A 13,329-nucleotide genomic window follows, 5' to 3' on the forward strand; every position below is an offset into this window, starting at 1 on the left:
TGGCCTGAAAAATTCAGAAGCCGAGTGATTGCGCGTTATCTTTAGTAACTTCGAGGATTTTGTTGAAGCGGATGACTTTTTTCTCCATATCGACATCGGCTTTGCCCAGCCCGTCAATCGTCAGATCGGAGGTTACTTCTTTACCCTGCAGCAGTTGATCAGCCACGGTCACCAGCGCGAAGCCGGCATCACGCGGATCCCACAGCAGTGCTTTTTTGATATCGCCACGCATTAAATACGGCGCAGCCTGGCCCGGCATGGCAATGCCCACAACCGCCAGTTTGTCTTTCGCCCTTTTCTTCTGCACGGCCTGGCCCGCGCCAATCGGTCCCAGCGATCCAAAACCAATTACCCCTTTCATTTGCGGATAGGTTTTCATTAGATCGAGGGTAGTGGCATAGGATTTGTCGATGCTTTCGGCTACCGGCAGACGCGAGGTGACTTCAAACATCTCGGGGTATTTCTCTTTTTGATACTTAATAGCGTAATCGGCCCAGGCATTGTGCAGTGGCACCGTCAGCGAACCGACGTAAATGGCATAGCCGCCTTTCCCGCCCATATCTTTTGCCAGCTCATCGACGTTGGCCTGGGCATATTTTTCGCTGTCGATGGTTTCGATATCCCACTGACCAATTTGCTGATCCGGCGATTCATGCGTCAGCACGACGATGCCTTTGTCGCGCGCTTTCTTGAGCACCGGCTCCAGGACTTTCGCGTCGTTTGGCACCACGATAATGGCATTAACATTTTTGGCGATCAGATCTTCAATCACTTTTACCTGCTGCGCCGGATCCGGCGTCGACGGCCCGGTCTGGTAAGCATTCACATCCAGTTTTTTCGCCGCCTCGTTGACGCCGGTTTCCATACGGTTAAACCATGGAATACCGGTCACTTTCGCCACCACGGCGATTTCGTACTTTTCCGCGGCAACAACCTGGCCAGATACCATGCTTGCAGAAATGAGGGCTGCGCTGAGTAATGCGAGTTTGAATTTCATAGTTGTACCTTTCTTGAGGACAGAGGAAAGTCGCGGAAGGGAGGTTAACAACGAAGGGAAGAGCTAAAACAACGTCGTTTTATGAATTGTGATCAATGCCCAAAAATGTAAATTAACAGTAAAATTTTAATTAAATTTAAGTTAAAATTAAAGGTGTTCTCATCAAGAACTTCTTTGTAAATGTTAAAATAAATGCAATATATAACATAATAGAAACAAATCATTATCATTTACACATCACAGCACGTCTCTTTCCGCCCGAACGGTCGTAGTGCCGACAAAATTAATTTACAGATTTGAGAACTGAAACGAGAAAGGTAATCCGGCCTTCCGGTAGCGTTTACCGTCGCGCATTACGGCATGGCATTACCCCGTGTTTAAGGGAGGTTTTAAGCCGTTACCCTTAGTCACGCACCAGCGCTGCGCTGACATTCAGGTGACATCGGACAGGTGCTATGTTAATTAAACGGCTGTACTGACGTTGTTAACAGGGGAACATTGATGAAACGTAGCATGCTGGCGCTGACGGCGCTGTTGCTCAGCAGCGTGGCATTTGCCGACGAGTGTGATAACGCCGCCACGCAATCCGAACTCAATAGCTGTACCGCCGGGCAGTATCAGGCAGCAGATAAAAAACTCAACCAGACTTACCAAACCGCGCTCAAACGCGCGACCCCGGCACAGGCGACACTGCTGAAAAAGGCCCAGCAAAGTTGGATCACCCTGCGCGACAGTGATTGCGCTTTCGTCAGCTCTGGGGTCGATGGTGGCAGCGCACAACCTATGGTGCAAAACCAGTGCCTGGCAGATAAAACCAACGAGCGTGAAGCCTGGCTGGCCTCGCTGTTGCAATGTGAAGAAGGTGATATGAGCTGCCCATTGCCGCCTGCACATTAACGCACGCGGATACCTTCGATAATCATCCGCTGTACGTTGTCAACGGTGCGTAAAAAGAACGCTTCATCCTGTAAGGTCGCACCGGTAACGGCTTCCACCTGGCTGGCGAAATCCGCATAGTGCTGGGTGGAGGCCCAAATCATAAAAATGAGATGGTGCGGATCGACGGCGGCAAGTTTGCCATGGGCTATCCAGTCAGCAATGATGGCTGATTTCTCATCCACCAGCGCTTTTAAATCCCCCGTCAATTCGGCTTTCAATAGCGGCGCGCCCTGCAGCATCTCCTGACAGAACAACTTTGAAGCCTGCGGATGATCGCGGGAAACCTCCAGCTTCAGGCGAATATACTCTTTGATGGCCACCAGCGGTGCAAAGTCGCTGCGGAACGCTTTCAGCGGGGCCAGCCAGATATCGAGGATCTGGCGCAGCACGGCAATATAGAGCGCCTCTTTCGACGGGTAATAATAGAGTAAATTGGTTTTGGAGACGCCTGCGCCCTCCGCCACCTGTTCCAGCCGTGCGCCATGGAAGCCCAGCCGCGAAAAGACCTCCAGTGCGGCAGCCAGAATTGCCTGCCGTTTCTCATTTACTGCTCTGCTGCGTTTACCAGCACCTTTCACTTTACCCTGTGCCATTTATGCTCTCCTTTGGTTGGCTGCAGCATAACAAATGGCACAGGACACCTCGATCCTGCGCCCTGTTTTTACGCGCTCTTACTTAGTGATAAAGACGTTTCCTGCCATGTTTTATGCCAGCAAAACGCGTTTACGGTTTTTCTTCCGCATCCGGCGCGGGCAGCGACGCGTTGTGCTTTTTCAGCTTTAGTTCGCTAACCAGCACGCCCAGCACAATCAACGCGCCGCCCAGCAGCGCCAGCAGCGGCAAGCGCTCTCCCGCCAGGCGACCAAAAACCCCGGCCCATACCGGTTCGCCGGTATAAATGACCGTTGCGCGCGTGGGAGACACGCTGCGCTGCGCCCAGTTCATTACTACCTGAATAATGGCGCTGAAAATCCCCAGCCCCAGCGCTACCCATAGCAAGCCACCGGAGAGCGGCGGCACAAATTCCCCAGTTGGGATCATCGCAAAAAATGCCACCAACGAAGCCGTCAGCAGTTGCACCACCGTTACCCGACGGACATTCACCTTCCCGGCCCAGGCGCTGATCAAAATAATTTCGGCCGCAATCGCCAGTGCGCTGGCAAGCGTAATGATCTCTCCCTTACCCAGTGCCAGCAGATGATCTTCCGGCCCAGCCAGCAGCAGCAAGCCGGTAAACCCCAGCGCGATTCCCATACAGGACATTAATCCCGGCAAACGCCCGAGGCAAAGCCACTGCAGTAGCGGCACCAGCGGCACATACATCGCGGTAATAAACGCCGATTTACTGCTCGGGATAAATTGCAGCCCCCAGGTCTGCAGACTGTATCCCAATGCAATGGCAACACCGATCACTACCCCTGCTTTCACTTCCAGCCAGGTGATGCCACGCAACACATTCAATGACAGCAAAGCCACCGCCAGCGCGGCCGTGGCAAAGCGCAACCCGACAAAGAAAAACGGGCCACTTAGCGATACGGCGTACTGTACAGCCAGAAACGTCCCGCCCCAGAACAGGGTGATCAGGATGAGTAAAGCTTCTTGTGGTTTTACGGAAAAGGCGTAGCGAGAGAAAGACATAGCACAACCAGCACAGGGAAAACGCCATAGTTTGCGGTGAGCGGGCCATCTGCGCAAGGCAATAAAAAACCGCCGGGTTACCCCGGCGGTGAGGCTGGCGACAACGGTTCAGCGTTATTCGCCACCAACGTTAGCTGCTACTGCGGCTACCATGGCTGTTTTTGCCCCCTTTTTTACCTGCTTCAGAAGCGCGCTGAGGATCATTCTTGAAGTTCCCGCCGCTCTGTTGACCGCCTTTACGACCTGCTGCTGATGCTCTTTCACGGTCTTCAGCGAAATTACCTGAACCACCACGATGGTTTGCCATCTCTCACCTCCAGATAAGTGAAATATCAGACATCATACTGCATTCAGTAAAAGAGGATCCTTTCACCTCACGGCGTTAAGGCAGAGCCTTTATCCGCGCCGCGTGAGATTAAGCTTAGTGGATGAACGCCTTTCAGCCAGTCACCGGTAATATTCTGCAACAGGTTAAGTGCCGACTGGCAACGCTTACCGAAGCGAAACAGATAAGTTCTTCTTATGTCTTTAAAAACAGTCGCGAGCCAAAATGTGTCAAATTGCAACGGCAGCGCGCATTCTGTTTATCTGCCATTTATCAAAGAAATGGCGCTCTTACTTGCACTCTTTGCGCCCCGGCATACGCTTAAATGAGTGCAGCGTTATGCGGACTGCTAACGTCAAACCGAGGAGTGACAGAAATGGCTAAAGTGTTGGTGCTTTATTATTCCATGTATGGACACATTGAAACGATGGCGCATGCTATCGCCGAAGGAGCTCAGAAGGTTGATGGCGCGGACGTCGTGATTAAGCGCGTGCCGGAAACGATGCCCGCTGAATTGTTCCAGAAATCGGGCGGAAAAACCCAAAATGCGCCTGTGGCAACGCCGCAGGAACTGGCGGACTATGACGCGATTATTTTTGGTACGCCAACCCGTTTTGGCAACATGTCCGGGCAGATGCGTACTTTTCTCGATCAGACCGGCGGACTGTGGGCCTCTGGTGCTTTGTATGGCAAACTGGCGAGCGTATTTAGCTCCACGGGTACCGGCGGTGGCCAGGAGCACACAATCTCCTCAACATGGACTACGCTTGCACATCATGGGATGGTGATTGTTCCCATCGGCTACGCTGCGCAGGAACTGTTCGATGTTTCACAAGTGCGCGGCGGTACGCCATACGGCGCGACCACCATTGCCGGAGGCGATGGTTCGCGGCAGCCCAGTGCCGAAGAGCTGGCGATTGCCCGTTATCAGGGTGAGTATGTTGCCGGTCTGGCAGTTAAATTGAACGGCTAACTTCTACAGGAGGATACCGATGCCAACTCAAGAAGCGAAAGCGCACCGCGTAGGTGAATGGGCCAGTTTACGTAATACATCGCCAGAAATTGCTGAAGCGATTTTTGAACTGGCGGAGTATGACGAAGTGCTGGCGGAGCAAATCTGGGAAGAAGGCAGCGACGAAGTCCTGCTTCGTGCTTTTGAAAAGACAGACAAGGACACGCTTTTTTGGGGTGAACAAACCATAGAGCGCCAAAACGTGTAGTGCTTCCCTCCCCCGCTGACGCGGGGGAGTCTTACTTTACTTCGCGGCGTCGCGCATAACTGCATTAAACTTCTCGATCGGACAAAATCCCGCGTTATCTACCGGGCATCCTTTCAGCGCCAGCGTAACCCGTTGTGCCGGTGATTTGAGGGTAAGAGGCTGGGTATTTCGCAGTTGTTCGCTGCTCTGATAGACATATTCAATCTTCATCAGATCCCGTTTGCCTGCGGTATCATGCCAGCGCTGGAAGACAATCTTCCCGCCAATCGGCGTGCGCTCATGCTGGTCGTGAAGCTGATAAGGGGTAAAATCCAGCGCCGTCAGTAGCGAAGCAATATTGGAATCATGGCCTACCAGCAAGGTGATTTTTGGTGCGCTCCCGACCTCTTCGACCAGCGTCTTGTCGATATATTTCACCAGCGGTTTTGCTACATTCCGCGCGACGTCCGCTGAGGTAAACAGCGTGTCCTGATAACTGTTTTTCAATTTCGATAACGTTTGCCACTGTTGCTCATTTTTAATTTCGCCCCAGGCAACCTGATCCATCGGCATCCCTTCGTAATATTGCAGGGTAAACGCATCCACCAGGGAATTTCCCACCTTGAGCGGCCCGGAGACACCGGGTTCCTGTTGGTATTTGGCGCTGAAGGTATCTTTGCCCTCCGCCAGCGAGCATTGATGCTTCTCTTTACAGGCGGGTGATTGTGCGTAGTGAACAATCTTCTCCAGCAGCTTATAGCTTTCGCCTAAGGCGTAATGCTGGCGCTGTGCTTCCATCGCGTTTACCGCCTGCTCACTGAACGCCGCAGACTCATCAGTGATCACCGGGTTGAAGGTCGGATCCATAGTACCCATTTTTTCCTGATGATGAACCGGCACATCACAGCCAGGGAAAGCGCCATTGATAAAGAATTGCGCTGTCGCAACAGTACGTTGCAAGCTGTTGGCCCAGGCGTAGACACTTTTTGACTCCGGGCACTCGCCATTCGCGACCAGCTTTTGCTCCGCCAGCCACTCGCGCATGTAGTGCCCCATATACACTTCTAGCACGCCACCTTTCGTGGTGAGTTGCCCGCCAGGTACATCCCATTCCGGCCATTTATTCGGAGTAGATTGTTCCAGCACGCTGCCATTATTTGCCAGCGGCGCGCGCAAATTATGCCGGCTCATGATCAGCACTTGTTGTAACTGATACCCTTGTGGCACGGTTTGCGCCATCACCGCAGGTGTTGCCATCGCCGCGGCGAGCGCACTGAACCAAAAGATCTTTTTCATCCTGTTTCCTCTCTATTTTTGTATCCCGGAAAAAGAGTGTGACACATTTATGACAGCGCACCGTGACACGCGCCACGGAGTGTGGACTGGCGCAAAAAGTGATGAGGCTCAGAACATATAAAAGAGAAATCAATATTCGGCAGATTATGGACGCAACGCATTTAAAGACATTATTCAGAAGGCGCTTTCCATAATTCAACGCAGTTACGCCCGCGTTTTTTTGCTACGTAGAGCGCCTCATCAGCCAGCTGGATCATGCGTTCGTAATCAGGGTGCCCCTGAAACATTGCAACACCAATCGACAACGAAAGCGGGATCGCTTGCCCATCAGGTGCTTTGATATTGGTTTTTTCAACCCGCATGCGAATGCGTTCGGCAATGCGCAATGCGTCAACCTCTTTCACCTCGGTCAGAATAATAAGGAATTCATCGCCACCGTAGCGGAACACAAAATCGCTGCTGCGCACATTATCGTAAAACGCATAGGCCACTTTACTGAGAATTTCATCGCCAGTGTGATGCCCCCATGTATCATTAATTTGTTTAAACTTATCAACATCAATTATTAAAACGGCTAAAGAGATACCGGTACGATTAGCCAGCGAAACTTCCCGCTTGAAAATGGTCGGCAAAAAGCGCCGATTGAGTAATTTGGTAAGAACGTCAATGCCCACCTCATGGCGGGAGACTTCTTCAAAGAGATCACGAAGCAAAGTCACGATTTGCGAGATGGTATTCCTGACCTGAATCATAAATTTTACGCGCTGCGCTTTGTTATTCAGGAAACGCGATGCTTGCCTGGCTGAGCGAAAAACGCCGTCAAATTCCTGTATTAAGTTTGCAATATAACCGACTTCGGCAATGCCACTAAAATAGTGCCGACCTTTATGATTAAACCATAGCCCAAAATCAGACTGACTGAGCGGGACGCTATTACCAAGATCATTATCGAGTGTCAGTTTGTAAACAATTTCAGTTTCCCACGTTAACAGCGCTGCGACCTGGCGTTCTTTTTCCTCTTCTGCATTCTCGAGTAGAGAAAAGATACGATAATTCTCATCTTCCTTTATTGCATTGTGTTCTGTAAAGGTGAAGGATCGGGACATAATCTCCATCACCAGATCGATACTGTTAATAACGTAATGGTAAACTTCCAGTTTGTCTTCAGCGTTCTGAGGGCTGGCATGAATTACCGGATAAATAGATTTCTTAAGGACGCGAAAACCCATTTCAACCAGTTCAACAGGAATACCAATACGGGCATGGACCTCTGCGACATCCTGCTGAACTTTAATAAGCCGATCGATATCCTCCGTGTTACAGGACAGAACATCGATGATCCACTCCTCCAGCGCCTTTTTCAGGTGCCGCTCCACCTGTTCATTAGACAGAAACTCTTCAGCGTGGGTATCTGCCAGCACCGTTTTATAAAATTGCATGCTCAGGTCATACGCATGACTACGGGCAAGTTCAGAGGCCATCAGACGGATCCGTGGAGCAGTCTGCTCAAGCAGCTGTAACCACTCATCTTTCATATTCTTGAAGTAAGTCTCCATCAGTGAGTTCCTTACGCTAGAGTCGGCAGAGCGCTTCATCAGGGCCGATGTCAGGACGTCAGCCCTCTGTGGCGGTTGGTATAAGATAATCCGTACGAGCAATAGAGAGATGAGTTGAACACTCGATCCGCCATGGCTCAGAACGATATCTCGTAAAACAAACGCATATGCATTTTAAATAAATAAAAGACCTGCAAATACAGAATATGAATCCAGATAAGAGCCAGTTTATACAGCACTGAAAATATTATAGACCTATAATCGTTAACATGAAAAATGCACCCATACCGCTACTGACTTGCCCTGCATGGATGACATCAGGATTTACCTGGTGGGATTAATCAACAAGGTGAGTAGTTTTCAGAAGACCGAGATACTGGATGAAACCTTTATGATCATTGTTACAGATTTGTAGCTACTCTGGCAGAGCCTTGAGTTTAACCTGATGATGTCAAGTGCCTAATAAAGCTGAATCTTAAGCTTAGCTCTTTCTTAAGCGTTTATTTCCTTATATAAGACAATTTAATTGCCAGACAGATTTCCGCCAGCATTACAATATAGAGGATCCTTTAGATAATACTGAAACGGATGGCGAATGAATATATATATAATCAGTAATAACATTTATTTCAAAAAAGGCATTATCTCATTAACCCTGCCTAAAGAATGGAATATTATCCCAGTAGAACTTGAAGGTTTAGACCTCGATAACCTGTCGTTGGATGACGTTATCATACTTCATATTGAAGCACAAAATAAGTCATATGCAAAAGAGATTGCACTAATAAGTAAATTAAGCAAAATATTAGTCATCCTTGATGTAAGCAGAAACATTATCATTAATCAAGCGGATGAAGTCCTCAAAGCTAAAGCTTCGTTAGTAGAAATCAAGAATGCTATCAAGCGGGTGGTGAAAAAGAAAAAAATCATCAAGCAAACAGAAAGTTCGCTGAATGCTATTGAGCATACGATACTGAAAGAATCGTTAAAGGGAAAAAGCATTAGCTTTATAGCCAGCGTTATGAATTTATCGCCAAAGCGAGTCTATGCCTATCGTAACAGAGCCTGTAAAAAGCTGGGTGGAAAAAAAATAAACGACCTGCTATTGATCAGTGAAAACCTCTTCGATGATGTCGGTTTTTCTCACCAGCAGGTCTTAAAACCGGAAAGACTGAAACCACACCAATGAACACTCATCATCAAAGCTGCTCCGCCTGATCCTTTCAGGCGGAGAGAAAACTGGCTTATTCCTGCGCAATATTATTACAAAGAGCATGCCGACAGCAGCGCTGGCGTCATTCATTCAAATGAATTTTGATTAATGTAGACAAAGAGTTTCCGTCAAAAGTAGTGTTTATAAAAACCACTTCATCTACCCGATAGCCGCGCAAAATACACCATTAGATTTGATAGGAAAAATTTGCACTTACCGTGAAGCGATCATTTTCAAAAGAGGCATTATTCATTAGTGGCACTGATACAGAAATATCATATCCGAACGATTCAAGGGTTCCTTTTCCACCTATAACCGCGCCTGCAAGTTTGGTGTTAATTCCAGAAACAGACAAATCAGACGTGCCTGATACTTGCCCATAATCTGCGCCCACGTAAAGCAAGGTATCGTGATAGCCTGTAATAAAGTTGAGAGTGTTTCTTATATAACTACCTGAATTGCCATCAACGCCGGTGCTATTTTCAAAGCCACGCACCGTCCATCGGCCACCTACAGAAAATTGATCCTGTAAAGTCAGTGTATCCGGAGAGTATTGTACGCCAATATTCATATTATAAAAAAATGGACGATTTAATATTTCTAACCATTTTGTATAGTCAAGATTCACGGTAATAATATTGCTGTTTGAACTTACCGAACCTGACAACATATCGGGTGTTTTCTTTCCGCCAAATAATCGGCAAAAACGTTGCCAGCCAAGTGCGACATCCAGGGTTGCATCATAGAAGTACTGCTTGTAATTGACCGCAAGCCGAAGATTCCCCATGTTTCGCTCCTGCAAAGCGAGATTGACATCACCAAGGGTATACTTCGCTTTGCGTCGTATGGCCTCAACACTGGTTGAAAGTTTCTTATCTTTATCTCTGAAGAGTGTTCTTGAAGTTTTGAAATTGAAATACTCATTCTTGCCTAAATAATCAAAAGAAAATGCTGAAACATTCACTTTTTGCCGTGAGTGGCTGGTATTGTAGAAGAGGTCGAACGCCCAAAAACCAAACGGCAGGCTATAATATGTACTCACATTGTCATATGCTCCGGTTGTACTTCGCGTGCCTGATAAATAAAAAATATCACTGACTCTGGCCAGATTATAGAGATAGCCAACCCCGCTATACAAATTTTTACCCGTGGAGCCTTCTCCCCAATTGTTATACACAAGCCTGACGTTCCATGTCTTTGCGCGCTCAATTTTAATGATAATATTGCTTTGGTTTCCCCCCCCCCCGGCACAATATCAATCTTTACCTGTGTATAGGGTGTTCTTTGTATATTTTCCAGCCCCTGCTCAATATGCCTTAAATTGAGGATATCGCCTGTTGAAAAAGGCAGGGAATTTTTCGATATGTTTGCATTTTCAATAATAATATCGCCTACTCGCCCCGGCACAATACGCATGATCAGTCTCTTTGATGATAGGTCCTGAGAGGGTATCAGCACACGTGAAGTCACATAGCCGGCCATAATCAGAGCATCTTGTAAAACTTGCGATATTTTTTCAAGCCCTTTTACCCCGAGGCACTTTCCCATGAAGAATTTTACTGTGTTGCTGATCTTCGTTAGGCGAATAAACTGATCCTCAATAATCATTTTATCTATTGGGTAACATAACGCTTCTTCAGGCAATTCAAAGGTTAACTCGCTGTCGTCAGGTAAGTCAGAAAGCACATCTTTTTTATCAATTTTGTTCTCAAAAAGATTACTGTTGTCGTTTTTTCGCTGTTCTTTAACCAACCGTTCCAGTTGAGGTTCGGCAACAGAGTCCAGACTCGTTATCAACACGATAAAAAATGTTACCCGTAGGAGATATCTCTTCATATTGTTCTCAAGCCTGGAACAGGCATGCCTTATAATTTTTCTGTCGGTGTGACTATCCACTGCTGAAAAAGATTTCATGCCTCCGTGTTTACGCGAATGCGCGTAGTCAGCCACTCTGTTCCTGGAGTTATCCCGAGGCGCCTTGTAAATAATCAGTACTTAGTTGGCCCCCCTCTCCTTGTGATTTTTACAAAAAATAACGCCCGCCCCAAATAAATCAAATGAATTCTTCCTTAATCCACATGAAAAATTCATTTCCATAAAATTCTTGTATTGGCTTAGGGAATATACAACTCAGTTTTTTATTCCATGGCTTAATAACTGTTACTACATAGTAAAGAAAAATATGGCATACCCTTATAAGAACATCAATAAAGCTGTTCATGGAAGATCATGTAGATACTATATTCAACCTGCTGACATAAAACATTTTTCAGAAAGATTTTTTCATAACATTAACTTCCTCATAGCAAGCCGAATCAAAACGCTTATACAAGACTTGATATTTTATGCAAGTTATATCTTAAATTATCACATTAATGCTCCCTAATATTTTATCGACTGACTTAAATACCCCAAACAACCCCGTAAAGCGTTAAGCCAAAATGTTAAAGAAACGCTAAAATTGCACAGCAGCACATTGAAAAATAAGATTATTTTATGATAGAAACTTTTAACACTACTAATATCATTTTTCGAACAGCTTTTTTTACTAACTGGCGACTTTTCGTGATGTTATTCTCTCTAACTCAAATTTCCATGATTTTATAAAGCTCAAAAAAGAGAATTATTATCATCGAGCAGTCATGTGAGGACCTTTATATTGATAAGCCTCACCATAATCGATAAGCGTATGATTAAGAATATGTGCAAAACAAATGCCGGCTCATTAAATAAATAAGGAGCAATGTTAACTATTCAACTAAACGTGTAGCGCTCGCATAGTTTACTCAAAAGAGAAGCAGTCGTTTTACTGCAGACATATTTAACTCACTGAGGGTAATTGACAATGAAACATAATGTAACGGCACTCATCCTTTTTTCTGCATTGGGTATTCAGGCTGCACAGGCAGCTGATATAACCGCTCAGGCAGTTGCAAGCTGGCAGGCTACGGCCAAAAAAGACACGTCAGGCAAATTGGCCGTCACGCCTCTAGGAAGTTTATCTTTCCAATATGCGGCAGGGCTAAACGCATTTAACTCGCAAAAAGGACTGTTTGATGTCTCTATTGACGGGGACACCACGGCAACGGCATTCAAACTGACTTCACGCCTGGTCGCCAACACCTTAACCCAGCTTGATGGCTCCGGATCGACGTTAGATGTCGGTGTCAATTATCAGGGAACCCCCTTAGCAAAAGGCACTGATACGACATTAATTGACACGGCAGGCGGGATCATGGGTGGAAATCTTAGCGCGTTGTCAAATGGCTACAAAACCAGTGGCAAATCTTCTGCTCAGGAGAACTTCACCTTCTCCATCATAAGTGGCACGACCAATGGAACGGCGCCCATGTCAGACTTCAGCCAGCTTCCGGAAGGAGTCTGGAGCGGTGATGTTAGTGTTCAGTTCGATGCAACCTAGACCAGTTGAACATAGTGGCGACGAAACAGGAGCATGTCATTGCTCCTGTTTAACCATACGGGTATCTCTATGAAAAAATTCATTACTGCGATGAGCCTGCTGGTAAGTTTTAATTTCCCCACGTGGGCGCTGGATGTTGGAGATATATCTTCATTCATCTACAGCGATAGCGTCATGTTAAGTAAAGAAATCAAAAATACGACGTCATCCGGTCGCCTTATCAATATTGACATAGAAAGAATCACGTCCCCCCTTGCTGAGGGGAAGATCATTCCTATGGAAAATAAAGATGAAATTCTCTACACACCAGGCAGTACTCTTTTGCCCGCACATAGTTCTGAAACAATCCGCTTTTATTATAAAGGACCTGAAGACAATCAAGAGCGATACTATCGCATTATCTGGACAGACCAGGCTCTCAGTATGGAACAACAGAATAAGAGTGTGCGTAGCGCTATGGCAACGGCTTCAGCGAGGATCAGCACGATCCTGGTCGTCACTCCGCGCAAGGCCCACTATAACTACCACTATACCAACGGCAGCGTTTCAAATACCGGCAATGCAACTCTTCGCATAATTGCTTACGGTTCCTGTCAGGAAATTGGGAAGGGTGATCAATGCCATGAAAACTATTTTTTACTTCCAGGGCGCACGCGTAAATTTACCAAAGTAAACATACTGGATCCTGAAAGTCGCATTGCGGCATGGCAAGCTGAACAATTCTTACCAATTAAATAGATAAGTT

13 protein-coding genes and 1 pseudogene are annotated in these 13,329 nt (G+C 46.9%); 6 read left to right on the forward strand and 8 right to left on the reverse strand.

Annotation, left to right across the window (positions count from 1 at the left end):
- Window positions 1-13 precede the first annotated feature (13 nt).
- Window positions 14-997 carry an autoinducer 2 ABC transporter substrate-binding protein gene (locus ACUY4S_RS14660; RefSeq protein WP_312688709.1) on the reverse strand — a complete coding sequence of 328 codons (984 nt, stop codon included), beginning with the start codon at window positions 995-997 and terminating at the stop codon, window positions 14-16.
- 501 nt (window positions 998-1,498) lie between these two features.
- On the opposite strand from ACUY4S_RS14660, the gene ACUY4S_RS14665 reads away from it, so the two are divergent.
- Entirely contained in the window at window positions 1,499-1,894 is a 396-nt protein-coding gene (locus tag ACUY4S_RS14665) for a lysozyme inhibitor LprI family protein (protein WP_312688707.1), read from the forward strand.
- Here ACUY4S_RS14665 and rutR read toward each other — a convergent pair.
- From rutR to ACUY4S_RS14680, 3 genes are all read right to left on the reverse strand, one after another.
- Window positions 1,891-2,529, reverse strand: a complete 639-nt coding sequence (gene rutR / locus ACUY4S_RS14670; RefSeq protein ID WP_312688705.1) for an HTH-type transcriptional regulator RutR — start codon at window positions 2,527-2,529, stop codon at window positions 1,891-1,893. The two genes, ACUY4S_RS14665 and rutR, sit on opposite strands and share 4 nt — an antisense overlap.
- 130 nt (window positions 2,530-2,659) lie before the next feature.
- Complete coding sequence (locus ACUY4S_RS14675) at window positions 2,660-3,574, reverse strand: DMT family transporter (RefSeq protein ID WP_458021570.1); 915 nt, start codon at window positions 3,572-3,574, stop codon at window positions 2,660-2,662.
- Window positions 3,575-3,704: 130 nt separating this feature from the next.
- On the reverse strand, window positions 3,705-3,881 hold the full coding sequence (locus ACUY4S_RS14680; protein WP_071889987.1) for a con-10 family general stress protein: 177 nt from the start codon (window positions 3,879-3,881) through the stop codon (window positions 3,705-3,707).
- Between the two features lie 394 nt (window positions 3,882-4,275).
- On the opposite strand from ACUY4S_RS14680, the gene wrbA reads away from it, so the two are divergent.
- The gene (gene wrbA / locus ACUY4S_RS14685; protein ID WP_312688698.1) at window positions 4,276-4,872 is read left to right on the forward strand and encodes an NAD(P)H:quinone oxidoreductase; all 597 of its coding nucleotides are present in this window, start codon (window positions 4,276-4,278) and stop codon (window positions 4,870-4,872) included.
- 19 nt (window positions 4,873-4,891) lie between these two features.
- Complete coding sequence (locus ACUY4S_RS14690) at window positions 4,892-5,119, forward strand: YccJ family protein (protein ID WP_312688696.1); 228 nt, start codon at window positions 4,892-4,894, stop codon at window positions 5,117-5,119.
- A 36-nt stretch (window positions 5,120-5,155) separates the two neighbouring features.
- Here ACUY4S_RS14690 and agp read toward each other — a convergent pair whose 3' ends face one another.
- Window positions 5,156-6,394, reverse strand: a complete 1,239-nt coding sequence (agp, locus tag ACUY4S_RS14695) for a bifunctional glucose-1-phosphatase/inositol phosphatase (RefSeq protein ID WP_458021571.1) — start codon at window positions 6,392-6,394, stop codon at window positions 5,156-5,158.
- 170 nt (window positions 6,395-6,564) lie between these two features.
- Window positions 6,565-7,950, reverse strand: coding sequence for a diguanylate cyclase (locus tag ACUY4S_RS14700; RefSeq protein WP_312688693.1), 1,386 nt, complete (start codon window positions 7,948-7,950; stop codon window positions 6,565-6,567).
- 595 nt (window positions 7,951-8,545) lie between these two features.
- Here ACUY4S_RS14700 and ACUY4S_RS14705 point away from each other — a divergent pair.
- Window positions 8,546-9,139: a helix-turn-helix transcriptional regulator gene (locus tag ACUY4S_RS14705; RefSeq protein ID WP_312688692.1), complete on the forward strand. Its 594-nt coding sequence runs from the start codon at window positions 8,546-8,548 to the stop codon at window positions 9,137-9,139.
- 211 nt (window positions 9,140-9,350) lie between these two features.
- Here the strand turns inward: ACUY4S_RS14705 and ACUY4S_RS14710 are convergent, their stop codons facing one another.
- Both ACUY4S_RS14710 and ACUY4S_RS14715 read right to left on the reverse strand, forming a co-directional pair.
- On the reverse strand, window positions 9,351-10,340 hold the full coding sequence (locus ACUY4S_RS14710) for a ShlB/FhaC/HecB family hemolysin secretion/activation protein (protein WP_458024225.1): 990 nt from the start codon (window positions 10,338-10,340) through the stop codon (window positions 9,351-9,353).
- A 122-nt stretch (window positions 10,341-10,462) separates the two neighbouring features.
- Window positions 10,463-11,077: pseudogene (locus tag ACUY4S_RS14715) on the reverse strand (POTRA domain-containing protein); the annotation flags it as partial.
- A gap of 931 nt (window positions 11,078-12,008) precedes the next feature.
- Between ACUY4S_RS14715 and ecpA the strand changes: the two are divergent.
- Both ecpA and ACUY4S_RS14725 read left to right on the forward strand, forming a co-directional pair.
- A complete protein-coding gene (ecpA, locus tag ACUY4S_RS14720; RefSeq protein ID WP_458021573.1) occupies window positions 12,009-12,584 on the forward strand; it encodes a common pilus major fimbrillin subunit EcpA in 576 nt (191 codons plus the stop codon).
- Between the two features lie 69 nt (window positions 12,585-12,653).
- On the forward strand, window positions 12,654-13,322 hold the full coding sequence (locus ACUY4S_RS14725) for an EcpB family pilus assembly chaperone (RefSeq protein ID WP_312688686.1): 669 nt from the start codon (window positions 12,654-12,656) through the stop codon (window positions 13,320-13,322).
- Window positions 13,323-13,329: the final 7 nt, after the last annotated feature.

Source organism: Kosakonia beeri, from assembly GCF_054165705.1.

Excerpts from the sequence above, each read along its gene's own strand:
- ACUY4S_RS14700 (WP_312688693.1), bottom strand. The coding sequence starts at position 7,950 with ATGGAGACTTACTTCAAGAATATGAAAGATGAGTGGTTACAGCTGCTT.
- agp (WP_458021571.1), bottom strand. The coding sequence starts at position 6,394 with ATGAAAAAGATCTTTTGGTTCAGTGCGCTCGCCGCGGCGATGGCAACA.
- ACUY4S_RS14660 (WP_312688709.1), bottom strand. The coding sequence starts at position 997 with ATGAAATTCAAACTCGCATTACTCAGCGCAGCCCTCATTTCTGCAAGC.
- ACUY4S_RS14665 (WP_312688707.1), top strand. The coding sequence starts at position 1,499 with ATGAAACGTAGCATGCTGGCGCTGACGGCGCTGTTGCTCAGCAGCGTG.
- ACUY4S_RS14690 (WP_312688696.1), top strand. The coding sequence starts at position 4,892 with ATGCCAACTCAAGAAGCGAAAGCGCACCGCGTAGGTGAATGGGCCAGT.
- ACUY4S_RS14725 (WP_312688686.1), top strand. The coding sequence starts at position 12,654 with ATGAAAAAATTCATTACTGCGATGAGCCTGCTGGTAAGTTTTAATTTC.
- rutR (WP_312688705.1), bottom strand. The coding sequence starts at position 2,529 with ATGGCACAGGGTAAAGTGAAAGGTGCTGGTAAACGCAGCAGAGCAGTA.
- ACUY4S_RS14675 (WP_458021570.1), bottom strand. The coding sequence starts at position 3,574 with ATGTCTTTCTCTCGCTACGCCTTTTCCGTAAAACCACAAGAAGCTTTA.
- ecpA (WP_458021573.1), top strand. The coding sequence starts at position 12,009 with ATGAAACATAATGTAACGGCACTCATCCTTTTTTCTGCATTGGGTATT.
- wrbA (WP_312688698.1), top strand. The coding sequence starts at position 4,276 with ATGGCTAAAGTGTTGGTGCTTTATTATTCCATGTATGGACACATTGAA.
- ACUY4S_RS14680 (WP_071889987.1), bottom strand. The coding sequence starts at position 3,881 with ATGGCAAACCATCGTGGTGGTTCAGGTAATTTCGCTGAAGACCGTGAA.
- ACUY4S_RS14705 (WP_312688692.1), top strand. The coding sequence starts at position 8,546 with ATGAATATATATATAATCAGTAATAACATTTATTTCAAAAAAGGCATT.